Source organism: Micromonospora sp. ATLC20, assembly GCF_057196585.1.
In genome coordinates this window covers 1-23306 of the sequence record NZ_JBXUOV010000090.1, presented here as the reverse complement: position 1 = coordinate 23306, position 23306 = coordinate 1, and the positions used below count along the sequence as shown (strand labels likewise).

The following is a 23306-nucleotide window of genomic DNA, read 5'->3' as shown; positions in this document are numbered from 1 at the left end:
CCGCTGGCCGGGGCCGAGTGGGACGGCGCCCCCGCCCACGCCCGCGCCGATCTGGTGATCTCCACGGTGCCGAAGGGCGTCGCCGACCCCCTCGCGGACAACTTCGACTGGCGGCCGGAGTCCGTCTTCTTCGACGTGGTCTACGACCCGTGGCCGACGCCGCTCGCGGCGGCGGCGCTGACTGCCGGGTGCCGGGTGGTCTCCGGGCTTGACCTGCTGCTGGCCCAGGCGTTCGGCCAGTTCGAGCAGTTCACCGGCGTCACCGCCCCACGCGCCGCGATGCGCGCCGCGCTGCCGGTGTAAGGAAGGGCCCCTTCTTGACGCCTCCGGTCGAGGAAGGGTCCCCTGTTAACACCTCACCCGCCGGGCGGCGGACCGGCGCGCGGAGGTGGCCTGTCCGGTGGGCGGGATGCGGCGGGCGGCGTACGCCGGTGACCACCGGGCGTGACACACTGACCGTCGTGTTGCGCTGGCTGACTGCAGGTGAATCGCACGGACCCGCCCTCGTCGCGATGCTGGAGGGCGTACCCGCCGGCATCGAGGTGACCACCGGGGAGATCTCCGGCGAGCTGGCCCGGCGCCGGCTCGGCTACGGCCGGGGTGCCCGGATGTCGTTCGAGCAGGACGAGGTCGAGATCATCGGCGGGCTCCGGCACGGGGTGACGCTCGGCAGCCCGGTGGCGATCCGGGTCGGCAACTCCGAGTGGCCCAAGTGGCGCACCGTGATGGCCGCCGACCCGGTCGACCCGGAGGAACTGGCGAGCCAGGCCCGCAACGCGCCCCTGACCCGTCCCCGCCCGGGGCACGCCGACCTGGCCGGCATGCAGAAGTACGGGCACACCGACGCCCGGCCGATCCTGGAGCGCGCCAGCGCCCGGGAGACCGCCGCCCGGGTCGCGGTGGGCACCGTCGCCAAGGCGCTCGTCCGCCAGGCGCTCGGCGTCGAGATCGTCTCCCACGTGGTCGAGCTGGGCCCGGTGGCGGTCAAGCCGGGCCTGCGGCCCACGCCGGAGGACGCCGCCCGCATCGACGCCGACCCGCTGCGCTGCCTCGACGCCGAGGCCAGCGCCCGGATGGTCGCCGAGGTCGACGCCGCGAAGAAGGCCGCCGACACGCTCGGTGGCGTGGTCGAGGTGCTCGCGTACGGGGTGCCGCCGGGCCTGGGCAGCCACGTCCAGTGGGACCGCAAGCTCGACGCCCGCCTCGCCACCGCGCTCATGTCGATCCAGGCGATCAAGGGCGTGGAGATCGGCGACGGCTGGCAGCAGGCCCGCTCGCGCGGCTCGGAGGCGCACGACGAGATCGTGCCCACCGCCACCGGCGTGCGGCGGATCACCGACCGGGCCGGTGGCCTGGAGGGCGGCATCACCACGGGTGAGCCGCTGCGGGTGAAGGCGGCCATGAAGCCCATCTCGTCGCTGAACCGGGCCCTCGCGACGATCGACGTGACCACCGGCGAGCCGGCCACCGCGATCAACCAGCGCTCCGACGTGTGCGCGGTGCCGGCGGCGGCCGTGGTGGCTGAGGCGATGGTCGCGCTCGTGCTGGCCGAGGCGGCGGTGGAGAAGTTCGGCGGCGACTCGGTCGCCGAGATGCGCCGCAACCTGACCGGTTACCTCGACAGCCTGGTGATCAAATGAGTACCCGGCCGGTCTGCGTGCTGGTCGGTGCGCCCGGCTCCGGCAAGACCACAGTCGGCACGGCGCTCGCCGAGGCGCTCGGTGTCGACTTCCGGGACACCGACGCCGACATCGAGAACCTCGCCGGCAAGCCGATCCCGGAGATCTTCGTGGACGAGGGGGAGGAGCACTTCCGTACCCTCGAACGGGCCGCCGTGGCGGCGGCGCTCGCGTCGCACGCGGGCGTGCTCGCGCTCGGCGGCGGCGCGGTCCTGGCCGAGGAGAACCGGGCCGCGCTGATCGGCCACACGGTGGTGCACCTGTCGGTGGAGCTGCCCGACGCGGTCAAGCGGGTCGGTCTCGGCGCCGGCCGGCCGCTGCTCGCGCTGAACCCGCGTGCCACGCTCAAGCACCTGATGGACCAGCGCCGACCGCTCTACGCCGAGGTGGCGACTGCGACGGTGGTCACCGACGGCCGTAACCCGGAGGAGCTGGCCGCGGAGATCGCCGCGCTGCTCAAGCCCTGACACCGCCTTCCCCACCCCACCGCTCCCGGCTCCCTCGGTGGAACGTCGTGGGTGTCTCCGGGGCGTTATGACACCCGTGGTGTTCCACTCGTCGGCTGATGACGTGGTGGGTGGAAGGTGGTGGGTGTCTCCTCGGCCTCTTGGCACCCGTGGCGTTCCAGCCGGCGCGCATGACGTCGGTGGGTGGAACTTCGTGGGCGGGTGAGAAGGCGCGTCGGCCAGGTCCGGCCGGTCAGGCGTTTGCGGCGACGGTCCCGGCCGTCCGGCGGCGCCGGGCCGGTTCGGGTCGCCAGGTGGCGAGCAGCGCCAGCGCCAGCGCGATCTCGGCCAGGTCGCCGAGGTAGTACATGAGCGTGGCGCCGGCCCGCAGCTCGGCGGCGGTGGCCGGCACGTCCACGAACAGCCCGGCGTAGAGCAGCTGGGCGATGGTGGCGTGCGCGGCCACCCCGACCCCGATCACCACCAGCCGCACCGGTACCCGCGGGCGGTGCGGTCCCGGGTCCGGCCCGGCGATCGACCAGGCGAACAGACAGCCGCTGAGCAGGAAGTGCAGGTTCACCAGCGTGTGCAGGGCGGGGTTGTCCAGGGTGGCCCGGTACAGCGGGGTGAGGTAGAGCAGCCAGAGCCCGCCCGCGGTGAGCAGAAGACCGGTGACCGGGTGGCCGAGCACCCGCGCGACCGGGTGCCGCAGCAGGTGGACCAGGGCCCGGCCGGTACGCCGGTCCAGCGTGCGCAGCAGCAGCGTGACCGGGGCGCCGAGCACCAGCGCCAGCGGCGCGAGCATGCCGATCAGCAGGTGCTGCCACATGTGCCCGACGAAGTCGCCGGCCGGCCAGAGCAGCCCGGTCACCAGCAGCAGCGCGCCCAGACCGAAGCTCGCCGTGCGGGCGTGCGGCCAGCCCGGCCCGCCGGGGTCGCGCAGCCGCAGCGCGGCGGCCAGGTACGCCCAGAACAGCACCACCGGGATCAGCGCGGTCACCGGGAAGCCGCCGTCGGTGTGCCCGGCGTGGGCCAGGCTCACCGGCGCTCCGGCGCGCAGAGGTCCACCGCGCGGGCCCGGCGCTGGATCGCCCAGCCCACAGCGATCAGCACCAGGCCCAGGGCGAGGAACCCGAGATCCCACCAGAGCTGGTTCGGGCCGCCGCGGACGTGGTGGATGCCGAGCAGGTGGTGGTCGATGACGCCCTCGACCAGGTTGAACAGGCCCCAGCCGATCAGCGCCCAGCCCCACAGCATCGGCGAGCGCCACAGCCGGCCCCGGGAGTGTGTGACCCGGGAGTAGAGCAGCGCCAGGCCGGTCAGTACCGCCACCCAGGTGACCACGTGGAACAGGCCGTCCCAGAGCGTGTTCATCTGCAACCCGGTCACGGTGTCCACCGGGTACTCGCGTACACCGATGCGGTCGCTGCCGGTGCTGCTGAGCATGTGGTGCCACTGGAGGACCTGGTGCAGGACGATGCCGTCGACGAAGCCACCGAGCCCGACGCCGAGGATCGTGGCGGGCAGCCGGATGCTCGTCGCGGACTCCGGTCGATTCGCGTGTGCCGTCGTCTCACTCATTCCGGCCGCCCTACCCGCGAGGTGGCCGGACAAACACCCAGCCAGTGGACAGTCGCCCCGCGAGGGCGGCGCGCTGGACTAGGCTGCCCGCGATGGACGAGGTGACCCGGATCCCGGTCGGCGGCGAGCGGCCGTACGACGTGCTCGTGGGACGTGACCTGCTGGACCCGCCGCCCCGGCTGCTGCCGGGCGCCGAGCGGGTGGCCTTCCTGCACGCGCCGCCGCTGAAGGCGCTCGCCGACCGGCTCGCCGACGGCGTGCGCGAGGGCGGCGTGACGCCGCTGCTGATTGAGGTGCCGGACGCGGAGGCGGGCAAGCACGTCGACGTGGCGGCTGCCTGCTGGGATCGGCTCGGCGACGCCGGGTTCACCCGTACCGACGCGGTGGTCGGCGTGGGCGGCGGCGCGGTCACCGACCTGGCCGGGTTCGTCGCCGCGACCTGGCTGCGCGGCGTGCGCTGGGTGCCGGTCGCCACGTCGCTGCTCGGCATGGTCGACGCCGCAGTGGGCGGCAAGACCGGCATCAACACCGCCGCCGGCAAGAACCTGGTCGGCGCGTTCCATCCGCCGGCCGGCGTGCTGGCCGACCTGGCGACGCTGGACAGCCTGCCCCCGGCCGACCTGGCGGCGGGCATGGCCGAGGTGGTCAAGTGCGGCTTCATCGCCGACCCGGTCATCCTCGACCTGGTCGAGCGGGATCCGGCCGCCGCGCTGGACCCGGCCGGGCCGGTGCTGCGGGAACTGGTCGAGCGCGCGGTCCGCGTGAAGGCCGACGTGGTCGCCGGAGACCTGCGCGAGTCCGGGGTACGCGAGGTGCTCAACTACGGGCACACCCTCGCCCACGCGATCGAGAAGGTGGAGGGCTACCGCTGGCGGCACGGTCACGCCGTGGCGGTCGGCCTGGTCTACGCCGCCACGCTGGCCCGGCTCGCCGGTCGCCTCGACGCGGCCGACGCGCAGCGGCACCGCCGGGTGCTGACCGCGCTCGACCTGCCCACCGGCTACCGGGCCGACGCCTGGCCGGAACTGCTCGCCGCGATGCGGGTGGACAAGAAGGCCCGGGGCAGCCGGTTGCGGTTCGTGGTGCTCGACGGGCTCGCCCGCCCGGCGATCCTGGAGGCGCCGTCGGACGACCTGCTCGCCGCCGCGTACGCGGAGATCAGCTCGTGAGGGTGTACGTGCTCAACGGGCCGAACCTGGGCCGGCTCGGCACCCGCCAGGTCGACGTGTACGGGGTGACCAGCTACGCCCAGCTCGTGGCCGACTGCGAGCGGCACGGCCGGGAGCTGGGCCTGGACGTGGTGGTCCGGCAGACCGACGCCGAGCACGAGATGCTGGCCTGGCTGCACGAGGCGGCCGACGAGGCGGCGGCGGTGGTGCTGAACCCGGCGGCCTGGTCGCACTACTCGGTCGCGGTGCGGGACGCCTGCGCCATGCTGCGCGGCCCGCTGGTCGAGGTGCACATCTCCAACATCCACGCCCGGGAGGAGTTCCGGCACCACTCGGTGGTCTCCGCGGTGGCGACCGGCGTGATCTGCGGCCTGGGCGTGGACGGCTACCGGCTGGCACTGCACCACCTGGCTCAGCGTGCGAGTCCGATTCGACAGAGCGAGTAGACTTGGACGGTCTGTCCGCCAATTGATGATCAAGGCAGGAAATGGCCACCACCAACGACCTGAAGAACGGCCTGGTACTCAACCTGGACGGCGAGCTGTGGGCCGTCGTCGAGTTCCAGCACGTCAAGCCCGGTAAGGGTGGTGCCTTCGTGCGCACCACGCTGAAGAACGTGCTGTCCGGCAAGGTGGTCGACAAGACCTTCAACGCGGGCACCAAGGTCGAGACCGCGACCGTGGACAAGCGCACCATGCAGTACCTGTACGCCGACGGCGAGGACTACGTCTTCATGGATCTGGAGACGTTCGACCAGATCACCGTCCCCGGCGGCACCGTCGGCGAGGCCGCCAACTACCTCCTCCCCGAGGCCGAGGCGACCGTCGCCACCCACGAGAGCGTGCCGCTGTACATCGAGCTGCCGACCTCGGTCGTGCTCGAGGTCACCTACACCGAGCCGGGCCTGCAGGGCGACCGGTCGACCGGCGGCAACAAGCCGGCCACCGTCGAGACCGGCGCCACAGTGCAGGTGCCGCTGTTCATCACCACCGGTGAGAAGATCAAGGTCGACACCCGCGACGGCCGTTACCTCGGCCGAGCCTGATGGCCGAGGGCCCCAAGCAGCAGATGCCGGCGCGCCGCAAGGCGCGCAAGCGGGCGCTGGACGTGCTCTTCGAGGCCGACCTGCGGGACCGCCCGCCGGTCGAGGTGCTCGCCGGTTACCTGGAACGGATCGAGCAGCCGCGCCCCGACCACCTCGGCTACGCGGTCGGGCTGGTCGAGGGCGTGGCGGCGCACCTCGACCGGATCGACGAGACGATCGCCAGCTACGCCGAGGGGTGGACGCTGGAGCGCATGCCGGTGGTCGACCGCAACCTGGCCCGGATCGCCGTGTACGAGCTGCTCTACGTCGACGAGATCGACGACGCGGTGGCGATCAGCGAGGCCGTCGAGCTGGCCCGGCAGATGTCGACAGACGACTCGCCCCGCTTCCTCAACGGCATCCTCGGCCGGATCGCCGAGTACGCCTCGCGCTGACGCGCAGCGACGACGGAAGGGCCCGTGCCGACCGGCACGGGCCCTTCGTCGTACGGGGGTGTCAGGAGGCGAAGAACGCCCGCGGGTCGGCGACCAGCACGCCGTGCTCGGTCAGCCGCTCGATCAGGCCCGACGGCGAGGCGTCGTAGACGATCGCGAGGGCGCGCAGGTCGTCGGCACGGATCGAGAGCACCCGGCCGTTGTAGTCGCCGCGCTGCTGCTGGATGGCGCGCGCGTAGCGGGCCACGTACGCGAGGTCCTCGGAGGCCTCGTCGTAGAGCCGCTCCAGGTCCAGCACGATCTTGCTGGTGGGCTCGTGACGCACCCCGCTGCCGTCGGGCAGCAGCTCCGAGACGGGAACGCGGTAGAAGTCGGCCAGCTCCGCCAGGCGGGACACGGTGACGGCGCGGTCGCCGCGCTCGTACGAGCCGACCACCACGGCCTTCCACCGCCCGTTCGACTTCTCCTCCACCCCCTGCAGGGACAGGCCCTGCTGCTGGCGGATGGAGCGCAGGCGGGCGCCCAGCGACTTGGCGTATTCAGAGGGCATTCGGACACTCCCAGTGCTGTTCGGGTTCTCCGAGCTATCGCTACGGAGCGTGACGGTACGGGGATTGCGACAAGTGGTCAAGTGTTGCCGTCCACGAGGTCCGGCACCCACGTGTGGCTTGTCCCCATTTCTCCGGGCTGACCAGCAGGTCAGGACCGGCGGCGGGCAGCCCGGTGACCGCTGGTAACGTGGCGTGAAGCCCCGGTCCGGGCCCCGCGCGGGCCGGCCGGAGCAGACCAGACGTCCTTTAACGACCCGTCCCGTGAGGCGGGGAAGGAGGTCCGCCGTGGCCTACCCACCGGCTGCCCACTCGTCGCCGCCGCGACAACCCTCGGTGAAGGTGATCCTCGCCGCAGCGGACGTGTCGCGGGTGGTCGACCGCATCGCCCACCAGATCCTGGAGAAGACCCAGGGCGCCGCCGACACCGTGCTGCTGGGCATCCCCACCCGGGGCGTGCCGCTGGCCCACCGCCTGGCGGCCCGGATCAGCACCTTCGAGGACGTCACCGTCCCGGTCGGCGTGCTCGACATCACGCTCTACCGCGACGATCTGCGCCGGCACGCCACCCGCGCGGTCGGCCCGACCGACCTGCCGCCCGGCGGGATCGACGGCAAGCGGGTGATCCTCGTCGACGACGTGCTGTTCTCCGGCCGCACCGTGCGGGCCGCGCTGGACGCGCTCAGCGACGTCGGCCGCCCGGCGTCCGTGCAGCTCGCGGTCCTGGTCGACCGCGGCCACCGCCAGCTGCCGATCCGCGCCGACTACGTCGGCAAGAACATCCCCACCGCGCTGGCCGAGAACGTCAAGGTCACCCTCGCCGAGACCGACGGCGCCGACGAGGTCAAGTTGTACGGGGGTTCGCTCGCATGATCCGGCACCTGCTCTCCGGCGCCGACCTGGACGCCGGCACCGCCACCCTGGTCCTGGACACCGCCGCGGAGATGGCGACGGTGGCCGGGCGTGAGGTCAAGAAGCTGCCCGCGCTGCGCGGGCGCACCGTGGTCAACCTCTTCTACGAGGACTCCACCCGGACCCGGATCTCGTTCGAGGCGGCCGCCAAGCGGCTCAGCGCCGACGTGATCAACTTCTCCGCCAAGGGCTCCAGCGTGGCCAAGGGGGAGAGCCTGAAGGACACCGCGCTCACGCTCCAGGCGATGGGCGCGGACGCGGTGGTCGTCCGGCACCCCGCCTCCGGCGCACCGCACCGGCTCGCCGAGTGGGTCGACGGGTCGGTCGTAAACGCCGGTGACGGCACCCACGAGCACCCCACCCAGGCGCTGCTCGACGCGTACACGATGCGGGCCCGGCTGGGCCGGCTCGACGGCCTGCACGTGGCGATCGTCGGCGACGTGCTGCACTCCCGGGTGGCCCGCTCGAACGTGCTGCTGCTGTCCACGCTCGGCGCGAAGGTCACCCTGGTCGGCCCGCCCACGCTCATCCCGGTCGACATCGCCGCCGCCCTGGCGCCCGGCACCGACGTCTGTTACGACCTCGACACCGTTCTCCCAGGTGTGGACGTGGTGATGATGCTGCGGGTGCAGCGCGAGCGGATGGGTGACTCCTACTTCCCGTCGGCCCGCGAGTACGCCCGCCGCTACGGGCTCGACGGGCCGCGCATGCGCCGGCTGCCCGAACACGCGATCGTCATGCACCCCGGACCGATGAACCGGGGCATGGAGATCACGCCCGAGGTGGCCGACTCGCCCCGCTCCACCATCGTCGAACAGGTCGCCAACGGGGTCTCCGTGCGGATGGCCGTGCTCTACCTGCTGCTCGGAGGGAACAACCGGTGACCGCGTACCTCATCACAGGCGTCAGTGTGGTCGGCGGCGAGCCGACCGACCTGCTCATCCGCGACGGCGTGGTGGCCGGGACGGGCCGCGGGCTCGCCGCGGACGACGCCACAGTCATCGACGCGACCGGCCTGGTCGCGCTGCCCGGCCTGGTCGACCTGCACACCCACCTGCGCGAGCCCGGCCGGGAGGACGCCGAGACGGTCGAGTCCGGCTCCCGGGCGGCGGCGCTCGGCGGCTACACGGCGGTGTGCGCGATGGCGAACACCTCGCCGGTCGCCGACACCGCGGGCGTGGTCGAGCAGGTCTGGCGGCTCGGCCGGGAGGCCGGCCTGGTCGACGTGCAGCCGATCGGCGCGGTCACCGTCGGGCTGGCCGGCGAGCGCCTGGCCGAGCTGGGCGCGATGGCCGACTCCGCCGCCGCGGTGCGGATCTTCTCCGACGACGGCCACTGCGTGTCCGACCCGCGGCTGATGCGCCGGGCGCTGGAGTACGTCAAGGCGTTCGACGGCGTGATCGCCCAGCACGCCGAGGAGCCCCGGCTCACCGAGGGCGCGCAGATGCACGAGGGCGAGGTGTCCACCCGCCTCGGCCTGACCGGCTGGCCGGCCGTCGCCGAGGAGGCGATCATCGCCCGGGACGTGCTGCTCGCCGAGCACGTCGGCAGCCGCCTGCACGTCTGCCACGTCTCCACCGCCGGCAGCGTCGAGGTGCTGCGCCAGGCCAAGGCGCGCGGGGTACGGGTCACCGCCGAGGTGACGCCGCACCACCTGCTGCTGACCGACGCCAAGGCGGAGAGCTACGACCCGGTCTTCAAGGTCAACCCGCCGCTGCGTACTGCCGCCGACATCGCCGCGCTGCGGGAGGCGCTGGCCGAGGGCGTGATCGACATCATCGCCACCGACCACGCGCCGCACGCCGTGGAGGACAAGGAGTGCGAGTGGGCGTACGCCCGGCCGGGCATGCTCGGCCTGGAGACGGCGCTGTCGATCGCGCTCGACGTGTTCGGCCCCCGCTGGGACCTGATCGCCGAGCGGATGTCCCGCACGCCGGCCCGGATCGCCGGGCTGACCGGGCACGGCCTCGACCCGGCGCCCGGCGTACCGGCCAACCTGACCCTTGTCGACCCGGCCGTCCGCCGCGTCATCGAACCGGCGGAGCTGGCCAGTCGCAGTCGCAACACCCCGTACGCCCGCATGACGCTGCCGGGTCGCATCGTGGCGACCTTCCTGCGCGGCGAGCCGACGGTCCTGGACGGAAAGGCTGTTAAGTGAGCGCGAGGAACGCAGCGGAGCGGAGTCCCGCAGTCGCGAACGAAAGGCGGGCACAGTGAGGCGACGGCCTGCAATTCTCGTCCTCGAGGACGGGCGCACGTTCCACGGTGAGGCGTACGGCAGCGTCGGGGAGACCTTCGGCGAGGCGGTCTTCAACACCGGCATGACCGGCTACCAGGAGACGCTCACCGACCCCTCGTACCACCGGCAGGTGGTGGTGCAGACCGCGCCGCACATCGGCAACACCGGCGTCAACGGTTCCGACGACGAGTCCGACCGGATCTGGGTGGCCGGGTACGTGGTGCGCGACCCGGCCCGGATCAGCTCCAACTGGCGGGCCACCGGCGGCCTGGAGGACCGGCTCGCCGCCGAGGGCGTCGTCGGCATCAGCGGCGTGGACACCCGGGCGCTGACCCGGCACCTGCGCGAGCGCGGTGCGATGCGGGTCGGCATCTCCAGCGTCGAGGACGACCCGGCCGCCCTGCTGGAGCGGGTCCGCCGCTCGCCGCAGATGGTCGGTGCGAACCTGTCCGACGAGGTGACCACCGCCAAGCCGTACGTCGTGCAGGCGCAGGGCGAGCACCGGTTCACGGTGGCCGCGGTGGACCTGGGCATCAAGCGCAACGTGCCGCGCCGGCTCGCCGCCCGCGGCGTCACCACCCACGTGCTGCCCGCCGGGTCGACGATCGAGGACCTGCTCGCGACCGGCGCGGACGCTGTCTTCTTCTCACCCGGCCCGGGCGACCCGGCGACCGCCGACGGCCCGGTGGCGCTGGCCCGGGAGGTGCTGGCCCGGCGGATCCCGCTGTTCGGCATCTGCTTCGGCAGCCAGATCCTCGGCCGGGCGCTCGGCTTCGGCACCTACAAGCTGGGGTACGGCCACCGCGGCATCAACCAGCCGGTGCTCGACCGGGCCACCGGCAAGGTCGAGGTGACAAGCCACAACCACGGCTTCGCGGTGCAGGTGCCGGGTGCCGGGGACGGCGCCGTGGTGCCGGATCAGGTGATCCAGACCGAGTTCGGCGGTGTCCAGGTGTCACACGTCTGCCTCAATGACAACGTGGTCGAGGGGCTGCGGGCCGTGGACGTGCCCGCCTTCACCGTCCAGTACCACCCGGAGGCGGCGGCCGGCCCGCACGACGCGGACTACCTCTTCGACCGCTTCGCCGAACTGATCGAAGGCGGAAAGAATGCCTAAGCGGACCGACCTCAAGCACGTCCTGGTGATCGGCTCCGGGCCGATCGTGATCGGACAGGCCTGCGAGTTCGACTACTCCGGCACCCAGGCCTGCCGGGTGCTGCGCAGCGAGGGGATCCGGGTCAGCCTGGTCAACTCGAACCCGGCGACGATCATGACGGACCCGGAGTTCGCCGACGCCACGTACGTCGAGCCGATCACGCGTGAGTTCGTCGAGCTGGTCATCGCCAAGGAGCGCCCCGACGCGCTGCTGCCGACGCTCGGCGGGCAGACCGCGCTGAACACCGCTGTCGCCCTGCACGAGGCGGGCGTGCTGGAGAAGTACGGCGTCGAGCTGATCGGCGCGAACATCGAGGCGATCAACCGGGGCGAGGACCGGCAGCTGTTCAAGGAGATCGTCGCGAAGGCCGGCGTACGGCTGGGCCTGGACGATCCGTCGGCGCTGGTGCCGCGGTCGCGGGTCTGCCACTCGATGGACGAGGTCCGCGAGACGGTCGCCGACCTGGGCCTGCCGGTGGTCATCCGGCCGTCGTTCACCATGGGCGGCCTCGGTTCCGGGATGGCGCACACCGACGAGGACCTGGAGCGCATCGCCGGGTCCGGCCTGGCGGCCAGCCCGGTGCACGAGGTGCTCATCGAGGAGAGCGTGCTCGGCTGGAAGGAGTACGAGCTCGAACTGATGCGCGACCGCCACGACAACGTGGTGGTGGTCTGCTCGATCGAGAACGTCGACCCGATGGGCGTGCACACCGGCGACAGCGTCACCGTCGCCCCGTCGATGACGCTCACCGACCGGGAGTACCAGCGGCTGCGTGACCTCGGCATCGCGGTGCTGCGCGAGGTCGGTGTGGACACCGGCGGCTGCAACATCCAGTTCGCGGTGAACCCGGCCGACGGCCGGATCGTCGTGATCGAGATGAACCCGCGGGTGTCGCGTTCCTCGGCGCTGGCGTCGAAGGCCACCGGCTTCCCGATCGCGAAGATCGCCGCGAAGCTCGCCATCGGCTACACGCTCGACGAGATCCCCAACGACATCACGCTGAAGACGCCCGCGGCGTTCGAGCCGACGCTCGACTACGTGGTGGTGAAGATCCCCCGGTTCGCGTTCGAGAAGTTCCCCGGCGCCGACCCGGAGCTGACCACCACGATGAAGTCGGTGGGCGAGGCGATGAGCCTGGGCCGCAACTTCACCGAGGCGCTGAACAAGGCGATGCGCTCGATGGAGACCAAGTCATCCGGTTTCTGGACCACTCCGGACCCGGAGGGCGCGACGAAGGAGAACACCCTCGCGGCGCTGCGCACGCCGCACGACGGCCGGCTCTACACGGTCGAGCGGGCGCTGCGCCTCGGCGCGTCGATCGCCGAGGTGTCCGAGGCCTCCGGCGGCATGGACCCGTGGTTCCTGGACCAGATCGCCTCGCTGGTCGAGCTGCGCGCCGAGATCGTGGACGCGCCGGTGCTCGACGCCGCACTGCTGCGCCGCGCCAAGCGGGCCGGCCTCTCCGACCGGCAGCTCGCCGCGCTGCGTCCCGAGCTGGCCGCCGAGGACGGCGTCCGGACGCTGCGGCACCGTCTCGGCGTCCGGCCGGTCTACAAGACGGTGGACACCTGCGCGGCCGAGTTCGAGGCGACCACGCCGTACCACTACTCGACGTACGACTCGGAGACCGAGGTGGCGCCCTCGGCACGGCCGAAGGTGCTCATCCTGGGCTCCGGGCCGAACCGGATCGGTCAGGGCATCGAGTTCGACTACTCGTGTGTGCACGCGGTACAAGCGTTGCGGGACGTGGACTACGAGACCGTCATGGTCAACTGCAACCCGGAGACCGTCTCCACCGACTACGACACCGCCGACCGGCTCTACTTCGAGCCGCTGACGTTCGAGGACGTGCTGGAGGTCTGGCATGCCGAGGACTCCTCCGGCAAGGAGGCGGGTGGCCCCGGCGTCATCGGGGTGATCGTGCAGCTCGGCGGGCAGACCCCGCTGGGCCTGGCGCAGCGGCTCAAGAACGCCGGCGTGCCGATCGTGGGCACCTCCCCGGAGTCGATCCACCTGGCCGAGGAGCGCGGCGCGTTCGGCGCGGTGCTGGCCCGGGCCGGGCTGCGCGCGCCCGCGCACGGCATGGCCACCTCGTACGACGAGGCGAAGGCGATCGCCGACGAGATCGGGTACCCGGTGCTGGTCCGCCCGTCGTACGTGCTCGGCGGGCGCGGCATGGAGATCGTGTACGACGACGCCACGCTGCGCGACTACATCGGCCGGGCCACCGCCATCTCGCCGGACCGCCCGGTGCTGGTGGACCGGTTCCTGGACGACGCCATCGAGATCGACGTGGACGCGCTCGTGGACGCCGACGGCGACGTCTACCTGGGCGGCGTGATGGAGCACATCGAGGAGGCCGGCATCCACTCCGGCGACTCGTCGTGCGCGCTGCCGCCGATCACCCTGGCCGGCTCGCACCTGGCCCAGGTGCGGCACTACACCGAGCAGATCGCCCGCGGCATCGGGGTGCGCGGCCTGCTGAACGTTCAGTACGCGCTGCAGGGCGACATGCTCTACGTGCTGGAGGCCAACCCGCGCGCCTCCCGGACCGTACCGTTCGTCTCGAAGGCCACCGCGGTGCCGCTGGCGAAGGCGGCGGCCCGGATCGCGCTCGGCGCCACCGTCGCGCAGTTGCGCGCCGAGGGGATGCTGCCGCCCACCGGCGACGGCGGCACCATGCCGGCCGACGCGCCGATCGCCGTCAAGGAGGCGGTGCTGCCGTTCAAGCGGTTCCGCACCCCGTCCGGCAAGGGCATCGACGTGCTGCTCGGCCCGGAGATGAAGTCCACCGGCGAGGTGATGGGCATCGACACCGGCTTCGGGCAGGCGTTCGCCAAGTCGCAGGCCGCCGCGTACGGGTCGCTGCCCACCGCCGGGAAGATCTTCGTCTCGGTCGCCAACCGGGACAAGCGCGGCATGATCTTCCCGATCAAGCGCCTGGCCGACCTGGGCTTCGAGATCGTGGCCACCACCGGCACGGCCGAGGTGCTGCGCCGGCACGGCATCGCCTGCGAGCAGATCCGTAAGCACTACGAGTCGGGGGAGGGCGCGGACGCGGTCTCGCTGATCCTCGGCGGCGACGTGGCGCTGGTGGTGAACACGCCGCAGGGCTCCGGCGCGAGCGCCCGTTCCGACGGGTACGAGATCCGCAGCGCGGCGGTGAGCGTGGACATCCCGTGCGTCACCACGGTTCCCGGCGCCGCCGCCGCGGTCATGGGCATCGAGGCCCGCATCCGCGGCGACCTGAAGGTCCGCCCTCTGCAGGACCTGCACGCCGCCCTGCGGGCGGGCGAGTGACAGCGCGCCTGAACGCGCCGATCATGAGGTTGGCGGCGGATTCAAAGATCCACATCGCCGCCAACCTCATGATCAACGGGGAAGCCGGGGAAGTCGGGGAGGCCGGGGAAGCCGGGGGGACCGGGCGGGCCGGGCGAGGGGGCGCGGCGTGATCTTCGAGAAGGTGGTGCGGCCCCGGTTGTTCTCGCTCGCGGGCGGGGACGCCGAGGGGGCGCACGAGTGGACGCTGGCGCGGCTGGCCGCGGTGTCCCGCCGGCCGGCGGTCCTCGCGGCGCTGCGCGCGGCGTACTTCCGGTCGGCGCAGCGCACCGTGTTCGGGGTGCGCTTCCCCAACCCGGTGGGGCTGGCCGCCGGGATGGACAAGAACGGACTCGCGTTGCCGGCCTGGCCGGCGCTGGGCTTCGGCTTCGTCGAGGTCGGCACCGTGACCGCGCACGCCCAGCCGGGCAACCCCCGGCCCCGGCTGTTCCGGCTGCGCGACAGCGAAGCCGTGATCAACCGGATGGGCTTCAACAACGCCGGTGCCGAGGCGCTGGCGGACCGGCTGGCCGCGTTGCCGCGCCCGCTCGGCGTGCCGCTGGGCATCTCGCTCGGCAAGTCCAAGGTGACCCCGCTGGACGAGGCGGTCGACGACTACCTCGCCTCGTACCGGGCGCTCAAGGACCACGGCGACTACTTCGCGGTCAACGTGTCCTCACCGAACACTCCCGGGCTGCGGTCGCTTCAGGACCGATCACATCTGGACGCCCTGCTCGCCGCGCTGGTGGGGGAGAAGCCGGTGCTGGTGAAGATCGCCCCGGACCTCACCGAGCCGGCCGTGGCCGAGCTGCTGGAGGTGTGCCTCGACCGGGGCGCGGCCGGGGTCATCGCCACGAACACCACGCTCGCCCGCGACGGGCTCGCCCCGGCCGACCGGGAGCGCGCCGCCGAGGCCGGCGGGCTGTCCGGCCGGCCGCTCACCGCCCGGGCCCGGGAGATGGTCGCGTTCGTGCACCGGGAGACCAGCGGCCGGCTGCCGGTGATCGGCGTGGGCGGCATCCTGCACCCGGACGACGCGACACGCATGTTCGACGCCGGCGCCGCCCTGCTCCAGCTCTACACCGGCTTCATCTACCGCGGCCCCGCCCTGACCCGCGCCATAACAACCCGAGCCCCCCGACCCTGACCCACCCACCCCACCCACCCCACCCCCCCACCCTCGCACCCACCCCCACCCCCGCACCCGCACGATCTTGCACTTTCGGCCCCGGCACACCGCCCATTCCGGGCGTAGCCGGGGCACCAACTGCAAGATCGCGGGGGGAGAGCGGGGGAGGGGGAGCAGGGGAGGGGAGGGTGGGAGGGAGGGGTGGAGGAGGAGGAGACGTGACGCCTGAGGAGATTCTGGAAGCCGACCGGCGGCACGTGTGGCACCCGTACGCCGCGATGCCTCCCGCCGGCGCGCCGTACGTGGTCGAGAGCGCCGCGGGGGTGCGGCTGCGGCTGGCGGACGGGCGGGAACTGGTCGACGGCATGTCGTCGTGGTGGGCGGCGATCCACGGCTACCGGCACCCGGCGCTCGACGCCGCGGTGACCGACCAGCTCGGCCGGATGAGCCACGTGATGTTCGGCGGGCTCACCCACGAGCCCGCGGTACGCCTGGCGCGCACGCTCGTCGAGCTGACCCCGGACGGCCTGGAACACGTCTTCCTGGCCGACTCCGGCTCGGTCAGCGTCGAGGTCGCGGTGAAGATGTGCCTGCAGTACCAGCGTGCCCGGGGACGCCCGCAGCGTCGCCGGCTGGGCACCTGGCGGGGCGGCTACCACGGCGACACGTTCCACCCGATGAGCGTGTGCGACCCGGAGGGCGGCATGCACCACCTCTGGGGCGACGTGCTGCCCCGGCAGGTGTTCGCACCGGTGCCGCCGCCCGGCTTCGACGCGGTACCGGACCCGGCGTACGAGGCGGCGCTGGTGGACGCGGTGGAGCGGCACGCCGACGAGCTGGCCGCGGTGATCGTGGAGCCGGTGGTCCAGGGTGCCGGCGGGATGCGGTTCCACCACCCGCACTACCTTCGCGTGCTGCGCGAGGTGACCAGCCGGCACGGCATCCTGCTGGTGTTCGACGAGATCGCCACCGGCTTCGGCCGGACCGGCCGGATGTTCGCCGCCGAGCACGCCGGTGTCGCACCGGACGTGCTCTGCGTCGGCAAGGCGCTCACCGGCGGGTACCTGACGCTCGCCGCGGCGCTGTGCACGCCCGAGGTGGCGCGGGCGATCTCCGCCGACGGGGTGCTGGCGCACGGGCCGACGTTCATGGGCAACCCGCTCGCCTGCGCCGTCGCCAACGCCTCCCTGGACCTGCTGCGGGCCGGGGACTGGGCGGGACGCGTGGCGGGCATCGTCGAGGGCCTGCGGGCCGGTCTGGAGCCGCTGCGGGATGCGCCCGGCGTGGCCGACGTCCGCGTGCTCGGCGCGATCGGGGTGGTGCAGCTCGACCACGAGGTGGACCTGCCCCGGGCGACCGCCGCGGCGGTCGCCGAGGGGGTGTGGCTGCGCCCGTTCCGGGATCTCGTCTACACGATGCCGCCGTACGTCTGCGACGCCGCGGACGTGGCGCGGATCGCGGCCGGAGTGGCCGCGGCGGTCAAGGCCGGCTGAGCCCGGCCGGATACGACAGGGCGCGACGGAAGGCCCGTCGCCGGACACGCCAGGCGGCCCGAAGCCGCCGGGAGAGGGAGAGACGTGATGGAGACGTTCGGCGCCCGCCTGCACCGGGCTGTGGCGGAACGAGGGCCGCTCTGCGTGGGCATCGACCCGCACCCCGGGTTGCTGACCGCCTGGGGCCTGTCCGACGACGTGGCGGGCCTGGAGCGGTTCTGCCGCACGGTGGTGGAGGCGATCGGTGACCGGGTCGCCGTGGTGAAGCCGCAGTCGGCGTTCTTCGAGCGCTTCGGCGCCCGCGGTGTCGGTGTGCTTGAGTCAACTATCCGACAGTTGCGAGATTTGGGAGCGCTCACTCTGCTTGACGTGAAGCGCGGCGACATCGGCTCGACGGTCGCCGCGTACGCGTCGGCGTACCTCGATCCATCCAGCCCTCTGTATGTCGACGCGGTCACCGCGAGCCCCTACCTGGGAGTAGGTTCGCTCGCCCCGATGTTCTCCACCGCCGCCGAGCACGGCGGCGGGGTCTTCGTCCTGGCGCTCACCTCCAACCCGGAGGGTGCCTCCGTGCAGCGCGCCGTGGGCGCCGACGGGCGCACCGTCGCGCAGACCGTGATCGACGAGATTTCCCAGCTCAACAGGGGTGCGGAACCACTCGGCAGTTTCGGGCTGGTGGTCGGGGCGACGATCGGTGAGACGGGTCACGATCTGGACTCGGTGAACGGTCCGCTGCTCGCGCCGGGGCTGGGCGCACAGGGTGGAACGCCCGCCGGGTTGCGCACCGTGTTCGGCGCCGCGCTGCCGTCGGTGCTTCCCTCGTACTCCCGGGAGGTGCTCGGCGCGGGCCCCGACCCGGCCGACCTGCGGGCCGCCACCGAGCGGGTGCTGGCCGACTGCCGGGCCGCCCTGGGCGCGGCGGGCTGACTGACGGCTCGGTCACTTTGGGTTGATCATCGCGCGTCCACGTTGCCGAAATCTCCGTTGACCGCTAGTTTTCCCCGCGCTGGGAACCACGGACCCCTTTGGTTGCCAGCGACACCACGTTTCACAGATGCGGTGGGGCGCTCAGCCCGCCGTACTAGGGACCTGAGGAGAACTGGTGCCGCTCCCGTCACTGACCCCCGAGCAGCGCGCTGCCGCGCTGGAGAAGGCCGCGGAGATCCGCAAGGCCCGCGCTGAGCTGAAGGAGCAGCTCAAGCAGGGCAAGACCACCCTCGCCACCGTCCTCGAGCGGGCCGAGTCCGACGACGTCGTGGGCAAGCTGAAGGTTTCGGCCGTGCTCCAGGCGATGCCGGGCATCGGCAAGATCCGGGCCACCCAGATCATGGAGAAGCTCAAGATCGCCGACAGCCGTCGCCTGCGCGGCCTCGGCGAGCAGCAGCGCAAGGCTCTGCTCGGAGAGTTCGCCGCCAACTGAACGGCCCGCCGTGTAGAAACAAGCGGTGAGCACGGATGACGAGGCGCGCTCGGCGGCTCGGCTCACTGTCCTGTCCGGTCCCTCCGGGGCCGGCCGGAGCAGTGTCGTCGAGGCGGTCCGGGCGCGCCTTGCGTCTGTCTGGGTGCCGGTGGTCGCCACCACCCGCCCACCCCGTCCGGACGAGCGCGACGGCGTCGACCGCGTCTTCCTCGACGCGCCCGGCTTCGACCGGCTGATCGCCGCCGGGGAGCTGCTGGAGTGGTGCCGGATCGGGCCGTACCGCCGGGGGGTGCCCCGGGCCGGGGTGCGGACGCGGCTCGCCGAGGGCCGGCCGGTGCTGCTGCCGCTGGACCTGGGCGGCGCCCTGGCGGTTCGGGCGGCGGCGCCCGGCGCCCGGCTGGTGCTGCTCGCGCCGCCGGCGTACCGGGCGGACCCGGACGTCGCGGCCGTCTTCGCCCACGCCGTGGCACACGACCACACCGAGCGCGCCGCGGCGGAGCTGGTAGGATTGCTCGGTTCGTCCTTCCTGGCTCCGGCCCGACCGCCCGCGGGCGGCGCACGAGACGCAGAGGTTTAATTCGTGGGATCCATCGCCACCAACCCCGAGGGCATCACCAACCCGCCGATCGACGAGCTGCTCGAGAAGACCACCTCGAAGTACGCGCTGGTCATCTTCGCCGCCAAGCGCGCCCGGCAGGTGAACGCCTACTACAGCCAGCTCGGTGAGGGTCTCCTGGAGTACGTCGGCCCGCTGGTGGAGACCACCCCGCAGGAGAAGCCGCTCTCCATCGCCATGCGCGAGATCAACGCGGGCCTGCTCACCGCCGAGCCGACCGACCAGCCGTAACCGCGCCCGCGCCGATGCCCGCCGAGATCGTCCTCGGGGTCGGCGGCGGCATCGCCGCCTACAAGGCGTGTGAGCTGCTCCGGCTCTTCACCGAGTCGGGTCACCGGGTCCGGGTGGTGCCGACCGCCTCGGCGCTCCGCTTCGTCGGGGCGCCGACCTGGGCGGCCCTGTCCGGCCGGCCGGTCGCCGACGACGTCTGGTCCGACGTGCACGAGGTGCCGCACGTGCGGCTCGGGCAGCACGCCGACCTGGTCGTGGTCGCACCGGCCACCGCCGACCTGCTCGCCAAGGCCGCCCACGGCCTCGCCGACGACCTGCTCACCAACACGCTGCTGACCGCGCGCTGCCCGGTGCTGCTGGCCCCGGCCATGCACACCGAGATGTGGGAGCACCCGGCGACCGTGGCGAACGTGGCCACGCTGCGCTCGCGCGGCGTCCGCGTGATCGAGCCGGCGGTGGGCCGGCTCACCGGGCGGGACACCGGCAAGGGCCGGCTGCCCGACCCGGCGGAGATCTTCGCGGTGGCCCGCCGGGCCCTGGCCCGCGGCGTCGAGGCCGAGGCGGACCTGGCCGGCCGGCACGTGGTGGTCACCGCCGGGGGCACCCGCGAGCCGTTGGACCCGGTCCGGTTCCTGGGCAACCGGTCGTCCGGCAAGCAGGGGTACGCGTTCGCCCGCGCCGCCGTCGCCCGGGGCGCCCGGGTCACGCTCGTCGCGGCCAACGTGGCGCTGCCCGACCCGGCCGGGGTGGACCTGGTCCGGGTGGGCACGACCGAGGAACTGCGCGCCGCCACGCTCGCCGCGGCAGCCGACGCGGACGCCGTGGTGATGGCCGCCGCGCCCGCCGACTTCCGGCCCGCCAGCTACGCCAGCGGGAAGATCAAGAAGTCCGACGACGGCGTCGCGCCGACCATCGAGCTGGTCACCAACCCGGACATCGCCGCCGAGCTGGGGCGCGTCCGCCGTCCCGGGCAGGTGCTGGTGATCTTCGCGGCCGAGACCGACGACGCGGAGGCCAACGGCCGGGCCAAGCTGGCCCGCAAGGGGGCCGACATGATCGTGGTCAACGAAGTCGGCGTGGACAAGGTCTTCGGCGCCGACACCAACGCGGCCACCGTGATCGGTGCCGACGGTGCCGTGCACCGGCTGCCCGAGCAGCCCAAGGAGGCCCTGGCCGACGCCGTCTGGGACCTCGTCTGTCCGCGGCTGCCGTCACGTTCCTGACGGTTGGTCGACCCGCGTTCATCGGGTCACGGCGGAACGACGGTGACTAAACTGCCGCCGAGCGACCTTTAAAAGTCTTCACATGCTTAGGAGTGCCGTGACACGTCTCTTCACGTCCGAATCGGTCACGGAGGGCCACCCGGACAAGATCGCCGACCAGATCAGTGACGGCATTCTCGACGCCCTGCTCGCCCAGGACCCGCACAGCCGGGTCGCGGTGGAGACGTTGATCACCACCGGTCAGGTGCACGTGGCCGGCGAGGTGACCACCAAGGCGTACGCCGACATCCCGACCATCGTCCGCGAGACCATCCTCGGCATCGGCTACGACTCGTCGAAGAAGGGCTTCGACGGCGCGTCCTGCGGCGTCAGCGTGTCCATCGGCGCGCAGTCGCCGGACATCGCCCAGGGCGTCGACAACGCCTTCGAGCTGCGTACCGGCGGGTCGGAGAGCGCGCTGGACGCGCAGGGCGCCGGTGACCAGGGCATGATGTTCGGCTTCGCCTGCTCCGAGACGCCCGAGCTGATGCCGCTGCCGATCGCGCTGGCGCACCGGCTGGCCCGCCGCCTCGCCGCGGTCCGCAAGGACGGCACGATTCCGTACCTGCGGCCGGACGGCAAGACCCAGGTCACCATCGAGTACGACGGGCTGCGCCCGGTCCGGCTCGACACCGTCGTCGTGTCCAGCCAGCACGCCGCGGACATCTCGCTGGAGTCGCTGCTCACCCCGGACATCCGCGACCACGTCATCGCCCCGGAGCTGGAGGGCCTCGGCCTGGACACCGAGGGCTACCGGCTGCTGGTCAACCCGACCGGGCGGTTCGAGATCGGCGGCCCGATGGGTGACGCCGGCCTGACCGGCCGGAAGATCATCGTGGACACGTACGGCGGGTACGCCCGGCACGGCGGCGGCGCGTTTTCCGGCAAGGACCCGTCGAAGGTCGACCGGTCGGCCGCGTACGCGATGCGCTGGGTCGCCAAGAACGTCGTGGCCGCCGGGCTGGCCGAGCGGTGCGAGGCGCAGGTCGCGTACGCGATCGGCAAGGCGCACCCGGTGAGCCTGTTCATCGAGACGTTCGGCACCGAGACCGTGCCGGTGGCCTCGATCGAGAAGGCCGTGGCCGAGGTGTTCGACCTGCGGCCAGCCGCCATCATCCGGGACCTGCACCTGCTGCGCCCGATCTACCAGCAGACCGCCGCGTACGGCCACTTCGGCCGGGAGCTGCCGGAGCTGACCTGGGAGGGCACCGACCGGGCCGCCGACCTCAAGTCGGCCGCGGGAGCCTGACCACCACCACGCGCCGCGACCGGCGACCCGCACCGGGGTCGCCGGTCGCGCGCGTCTGCGTGGACGTGCCGCTGCCGCACCTCGACCGCCCGTTCGACTACCTGGTGCCGGAGGCGCTCGACGCCGACGCCCGGCCCGGGGTGCGGGTGAAGGTGCGCTTCGCCGGGCAGCTCGTCGACGGCTGGCTGCTGGAGCGCGCCGAGTCGTCCGAGCACCCGAAGCTCGCGTACCTGGAGAAGGTCGTCTCCCCGGTGCCGGTGCTCTCCCCGGAGGTGGCCCGGCTGGCCCGCGCGGTCGCCGACAGGTACGCCGGCAGTCTCGCCGACGTGCTGCGGCTGGCGGTGCCGCCCCGGCACGCCCGCGCCGAGAAGGCCGTCACCGCCGCCGACGCGCCGGCCACCGACGCGCCCGCGCCCGACGGCAGTCCCGCCTCGGCGGACGGCACCGCGTCCGACGGCGTACCGGCCGAGGCCGCCGACGCAGACGCCCGGCCGGGTGGCCGGGCGGAGGTGGACCCGCGCGGCTGGCGGGACTACCCGGCCGGTCCGGCGCTGCTGCGCGCGCTCACCGACGGCAAGCCCGCCCGCGCGGTCTGGTCGGCGTTGCCGGGGGAGGACTGGGCCGACAGGTACGCCGACGCGGTCGCCGCCACGGTGGCCGGCGGCCGGGGCGCGGTGGTCGTGGTGGCCGACGCCCGCGACCTGGACCGCCTCGACGCCGCCCTGACCGCGGTGCTCGGCGCGGGGCGGCACGTCCGGCTCACCGCCGCCGACGGTCCGGCCCGCCGCTACCGGGCCTTCCTCACCGCCCGCACGGGCGAGGTGGACGTGGTGATCGGCACCCGGGCGGCGATGTTCGCCCCGGTGCGGCGGCTCGGCCTGGTGGCGATCTGGGACGACGGCGACGACCTGCACGCCGAACCGCGCGCGCCCTACCCGCACGCCCGCGACGTGCTGCTCACCCGGGCGCAGCTCGGCGACATCGCCGCGCTGGTCGGCGGGTACGCCCGGACCGCCGAGGCGCAGTTGCTGGTGGAGACCGGCTGGGCGCGCGAGGTGGTGGCCGACCGGGCGGTGGTGCGCGCGCGTACCCCGGCCCTGGCCCCCACCGGCGACGACCCGCAACTGGCCCGCGACCCCGGCGCGGCCTCGGCGCGGCTGCCGAGCCTGGCCTGGACCACCGCCCGGGACGCGCTGCGCGCGGACCTGCCGGTGCTGGTGCAGGTGCCGCGCCGCGGGTACGTGCCGTCGGTGGCCTGCGCCGACTGCCGTGCCCCGGCCCGCTGCCCGCACTGCGCCGGGCCGCTCGCGCTGCCGTCGGCGCAGGGCACGCCCGCCTGCCGCTGGTGCGGCCGGGTGGCCGCCGCGTACGCCTGCCC

The 23306-nt window shown here is 73.1% G+C and carries 23 protein-coding genes and 1 pseudogene; 21 read left to right on the top strand and 3 right to left on the bottom strand.

The features are described from left to right. The 3 genes and pseudogenes from AC2CHG_RS19145 to AC2CHG_RS19135 form a co-directional block, all read left to right on the top strand. Window positions 1–303: pseudogene (locus AC2CHG_RS19145) on the top strand (shikimate dehydrogenase); the annotation flags it as partial. A gap of 158 nt (window positions 304–461) precedes the next feature. Then, entirely contained in the window at window positions 462–1640 is a 1179-nt protein-coding gene (aroC, locus tag AC2CHG_RS19140) for a chorismate synthase (RefSeq protein ID WP_043330334.1), read from the top strand. Further along, the gene (locus AC2CHG_RS19135) at window positions 1637–2146 is read left to right on the top strand and encodes a shikimate kinase (RefSeq protein ID WP_262015732.1); all 510 of its coding nucleotides are present in this window, start codon (window positions 1637–1639) and stop codon (window positions 2144–2146) included. The genes aroC and AC2CHG_RS19135 overlap by 4 nt, the downstream gene beginning before the upstream one ends. A 232-nt stretch (window positions 2147–2378) precedes the next feature. Here AC2CHG_RS19135 and AC2CHG_RS19130 read toward each other — a convergent pair whose 3' ends face one another. Next, window positions 2379–3167, bottom strand: coding sequence for a cytochrome c oxidase assembly protein (locus AC2CHG_RS19130; RefSeq protein ID WP_484525270.1), 789 nt, complete (start codon window positions 3165–3167; stop codon window positions 2379–2381). Beyond that, window positions 3164–3706 (bottom strand): DUF2243 domain-containing protein, encoded by a 543-nt coding sequence (locus AC2CHG_RS19125; protein ID WP_366619352.1) that lies wholly within the window; start codon window positions 3704–3706, stop codon window positions 3164–3166. Before AC2CHG_RS19125 ends, AC2CHG_RS19130 begins: the two co-directional genes overlap by 4 nt. A 92-nt stretch (window positions 3707–3798) precedes the next feature. On the opposite strand from AC2CHG_RS19125, the gene aroB reads away from it, so the two are divergent. The 4 genes from aroB to nusB are packed head-to-tail and all read left to right on the top strand — an operon-like array spanning window position 3799 to window position 6354. Beyond that, window positions 3799–4875, top strand: coding sequence for a 3-dehydroquinate synthase (gene aroB, locus AC2CHG_RS19120; protein ID WP_262015729.1), 1077 nt, complete (start codon window positions 3799–3801; stop codon window positions 4873–4875). Continuing rightward, window positions 4872–5321, top strand: coding sequence for a type II 3-dehydroquinate dehydratase (aroQ, locus tag AC2CHG_RS19115; protein WP_262015728.1), 450 nt, complete (start codon window positions 4872–4874; stop codon window positions 5319–5321). The genes aroB and aroQ overlap by 4 nt, the downstream gene beginning before the upstream one ends. A 41-nt stretch (window positions 5322–5362) precedes the next feature. Then, the gene (gene efp, locus AC2CHG_RS19110) at window positions 5363–5920 is read left to right on the top strand and encodes an elongation factor P (RefSeq protein WP_013285503.1); all 558 of its coding nucleotides are present in this window, start codon (window positions 5363–5365) and stop codon (window positions 5918–5920) included. Window positions 5921–5943: 23 nt separating this feature from the next. Next, complete coding sequence (nusB, locus tag AC2CHG_RS19105) at window positions 5944–6354, top strand: transcription antitermination factor NusB (RefSeq protein WP_199733039.1); 411 nt, start codon at window positions 5944–5946, stop codon at window positions 6352–6354. 61 nt (window positions 6355–6415) lie between these two features. On the opposite strand, the gene bldD is transcribed toward nusB, so the two are convergent. Further along, the gene (gene bldD, locus AC2CHG_RS19100) at window positions 6416–6904 is read right to left on the bottom strand and encodes a transcriptional regulator BldD (RefSeq protein ID WP_013285505.1); all 489 of its coding nucleotides are present in this window, start codon (window positions 6902–6904) and stop codon (window positions 6416–6418) included. Window positions 6905–7190: 286 nt separating this feature from the next. On the opposite strand from bldD, the gene pyrR reads away from it, so the two are divergent. From pyrR to AC2CHG_RS19030, 14 genes are all read left to right on the top strand, one after another. Beyond that, window positions 7191–7775: a bifunctional pyr operon transcriptional regulator/uracil phosphoribosyltransferase PyrR gene (gene pyrR, locus AC2CHG_RS19095; RefSeq protein WP_262015727.1), complete on the top strand. Its 585-nt coding sequence runs from the start codon at window positions 7191–7193 to the stop codon at window positions 7773–7775. Then, window positions 7772–8698 carry an aspartate carbamoyltransferase catalytic subunit gene (locus AC2CHG_RS19090; protein WP_366619362.1) on the top strand — a complete coding sequence of 309 codons (927 nt, stop codon included), beginning with the start codon at window positions 7772–7774 and terminating at the stop codon, window positions 8696–8698. The genes pyrR and AC2CHG_RS19090 overlap by 4 nt, the downstream gene beginning before the upstream one ends. Then, window positions 8695–9972, top strand: coding sequence for a dihydroorotase (locus AC2CHG_RS19085; protein WP_262015725.1), 1278 nt, complete (start codon window positions 8695–8697; stop codon window positions 9970–9972). Before AC2CHG_RS19090 ends, AC2CHG_RS19085 begins: the two co-directional genes overlap by 4 nt. A 55-nt stretch (window positions 9973–10027) precedes the next feature. Continuing rightward, window positions 10028–11170 (top strand): glutamine-hydrolyzing carbamoyl-phosphate synthase small subunit, encoded by a 1143-nt coding sequence (carA, locus tag AC2CHG_RS19080; RefSeq protein ID WP_484525269.1) that lies wholly within the window; start codon window positions 10028–10030, stop codon window positions 11168–11170. Continuing rightward, entirely contained in the window at window positions 11163–14510 is a 3348-nt protein-coding gene (carB, locus tag AC2CHG_RS19075; protein WP_355510023.1) for a carbamoyl-phosphate synthase large subunit, read from the top strand. The genes carA and carB overlap by 8 nt, the downstream gene beginning before the upstream one ends. Before the next feature lie 148 nt (window positions 14511–14658). After that, on the top strand, window positions 14659–15675 hold the full coding sequence (locus tag AC2CHG_RS19070) for a quinone-dependent dihydroorotate dehydrogenase (RefSeq protein ID WP_484525268.1): 1017 nt from the start codon (window positions 14659–14661) through the stop codon (window positions 15673–15675). 200 nt (window positions 15676–15875) lie between these two features. Then, window positions 15876–17150 (top strand): adenosylmethionine--8-amino-7-oxononanoate transaminase, encoded by a 1275-nt coding sequence (locus tag AC2CHG_RS19065; protein ID WP_484525267.1) that lies wholly within the window; start codon window positions 15876–15878, stop codon window positions 17148–17150. Between the two features lie 87 nt (window positions 17151–17237). Then, a complete protein-coding gene (gene pyrF, locus AC2CHG_RS19060) occupies window positions 17238–18077 on the top strand; it encodes an orotidine-5'-phosphate decarboxylase (RefSeq protein WP_366619369.1) in 840 nt (279 codons plus the stop codon). Window positions 18078–18252: 175 nt separating this feature from the next. Next, window positions 18253–18570 carry an integration host factor, actinobacterial type gene (gene mihF / locus AC2CHG_RS19055; RefSeq protein ID WP_013285515.1) on the top strand — a complete coding sequence of 106 codons (318 nt, stop codon included), beginning with the start codon at window positions 18253–18255 and terminating at the stop codon, window positions 18568–18570. Between the two features lie 25 nt (window positions 18571–18595). Further along, a complete protein-coding gene (locus AC2CHG_RS19050; protein WP_355510011.1) occupies window positions 18596–19147 on the top strand; it encodes a nucleoside/nucleotide kinase family protein in 552 nt (183 codons plus the stop codon). Between the two features lie 3 nt (window positions 19148–19150). After that, window positions 19151–19417, top strand: a complete 267-nt coding sequence (gene rpoZ / locus AC2CHG_RS19045; protein WP_013285517.1) for a DNA-directed RNA polymerase subunit omega — start codon at window positions 19151–19153, stop codon at window positions 19415–19417. Window positions 19418–19431: 14 nt separating this feature from the next. Then, window positions 19432–20640, top strand: a complete 1209-nt coding sequence (gene coaBC / locus AC2CHG_RS19040; protein ID WP_135239431.1) for a bifunctional phosphopantothenoylcysteine decarboxylase/phosphopantothenate--cysteine ligase CoaBC — start codon at window positions 19432–19434, stop codon at window positions 20638–20640. 97 nt (window positions 20641–20737) lie between these two features. Next, window positions 20738–21928: a methionine adenosyltransferase gene (gene metK / locus AC2CHG_RS19035; protein WP_262015716.1), complete on the top strand. Its 1191-nt coding sequence runs from the start codon at window positions 20738–20740 to the stop codon at window positions 21926–21928. A 59-nt stretch (window positions 21929–21987) separates the two neighbouring features. After that, a partial coding sequence (locus AC2CHG_RS19030) for a primosomal protein N' family DNA-binding protein (protein ID WP_484525266.1) occupies window positions 21988–23306 on the top strand: 1319 nt, incomplete at its 3' end.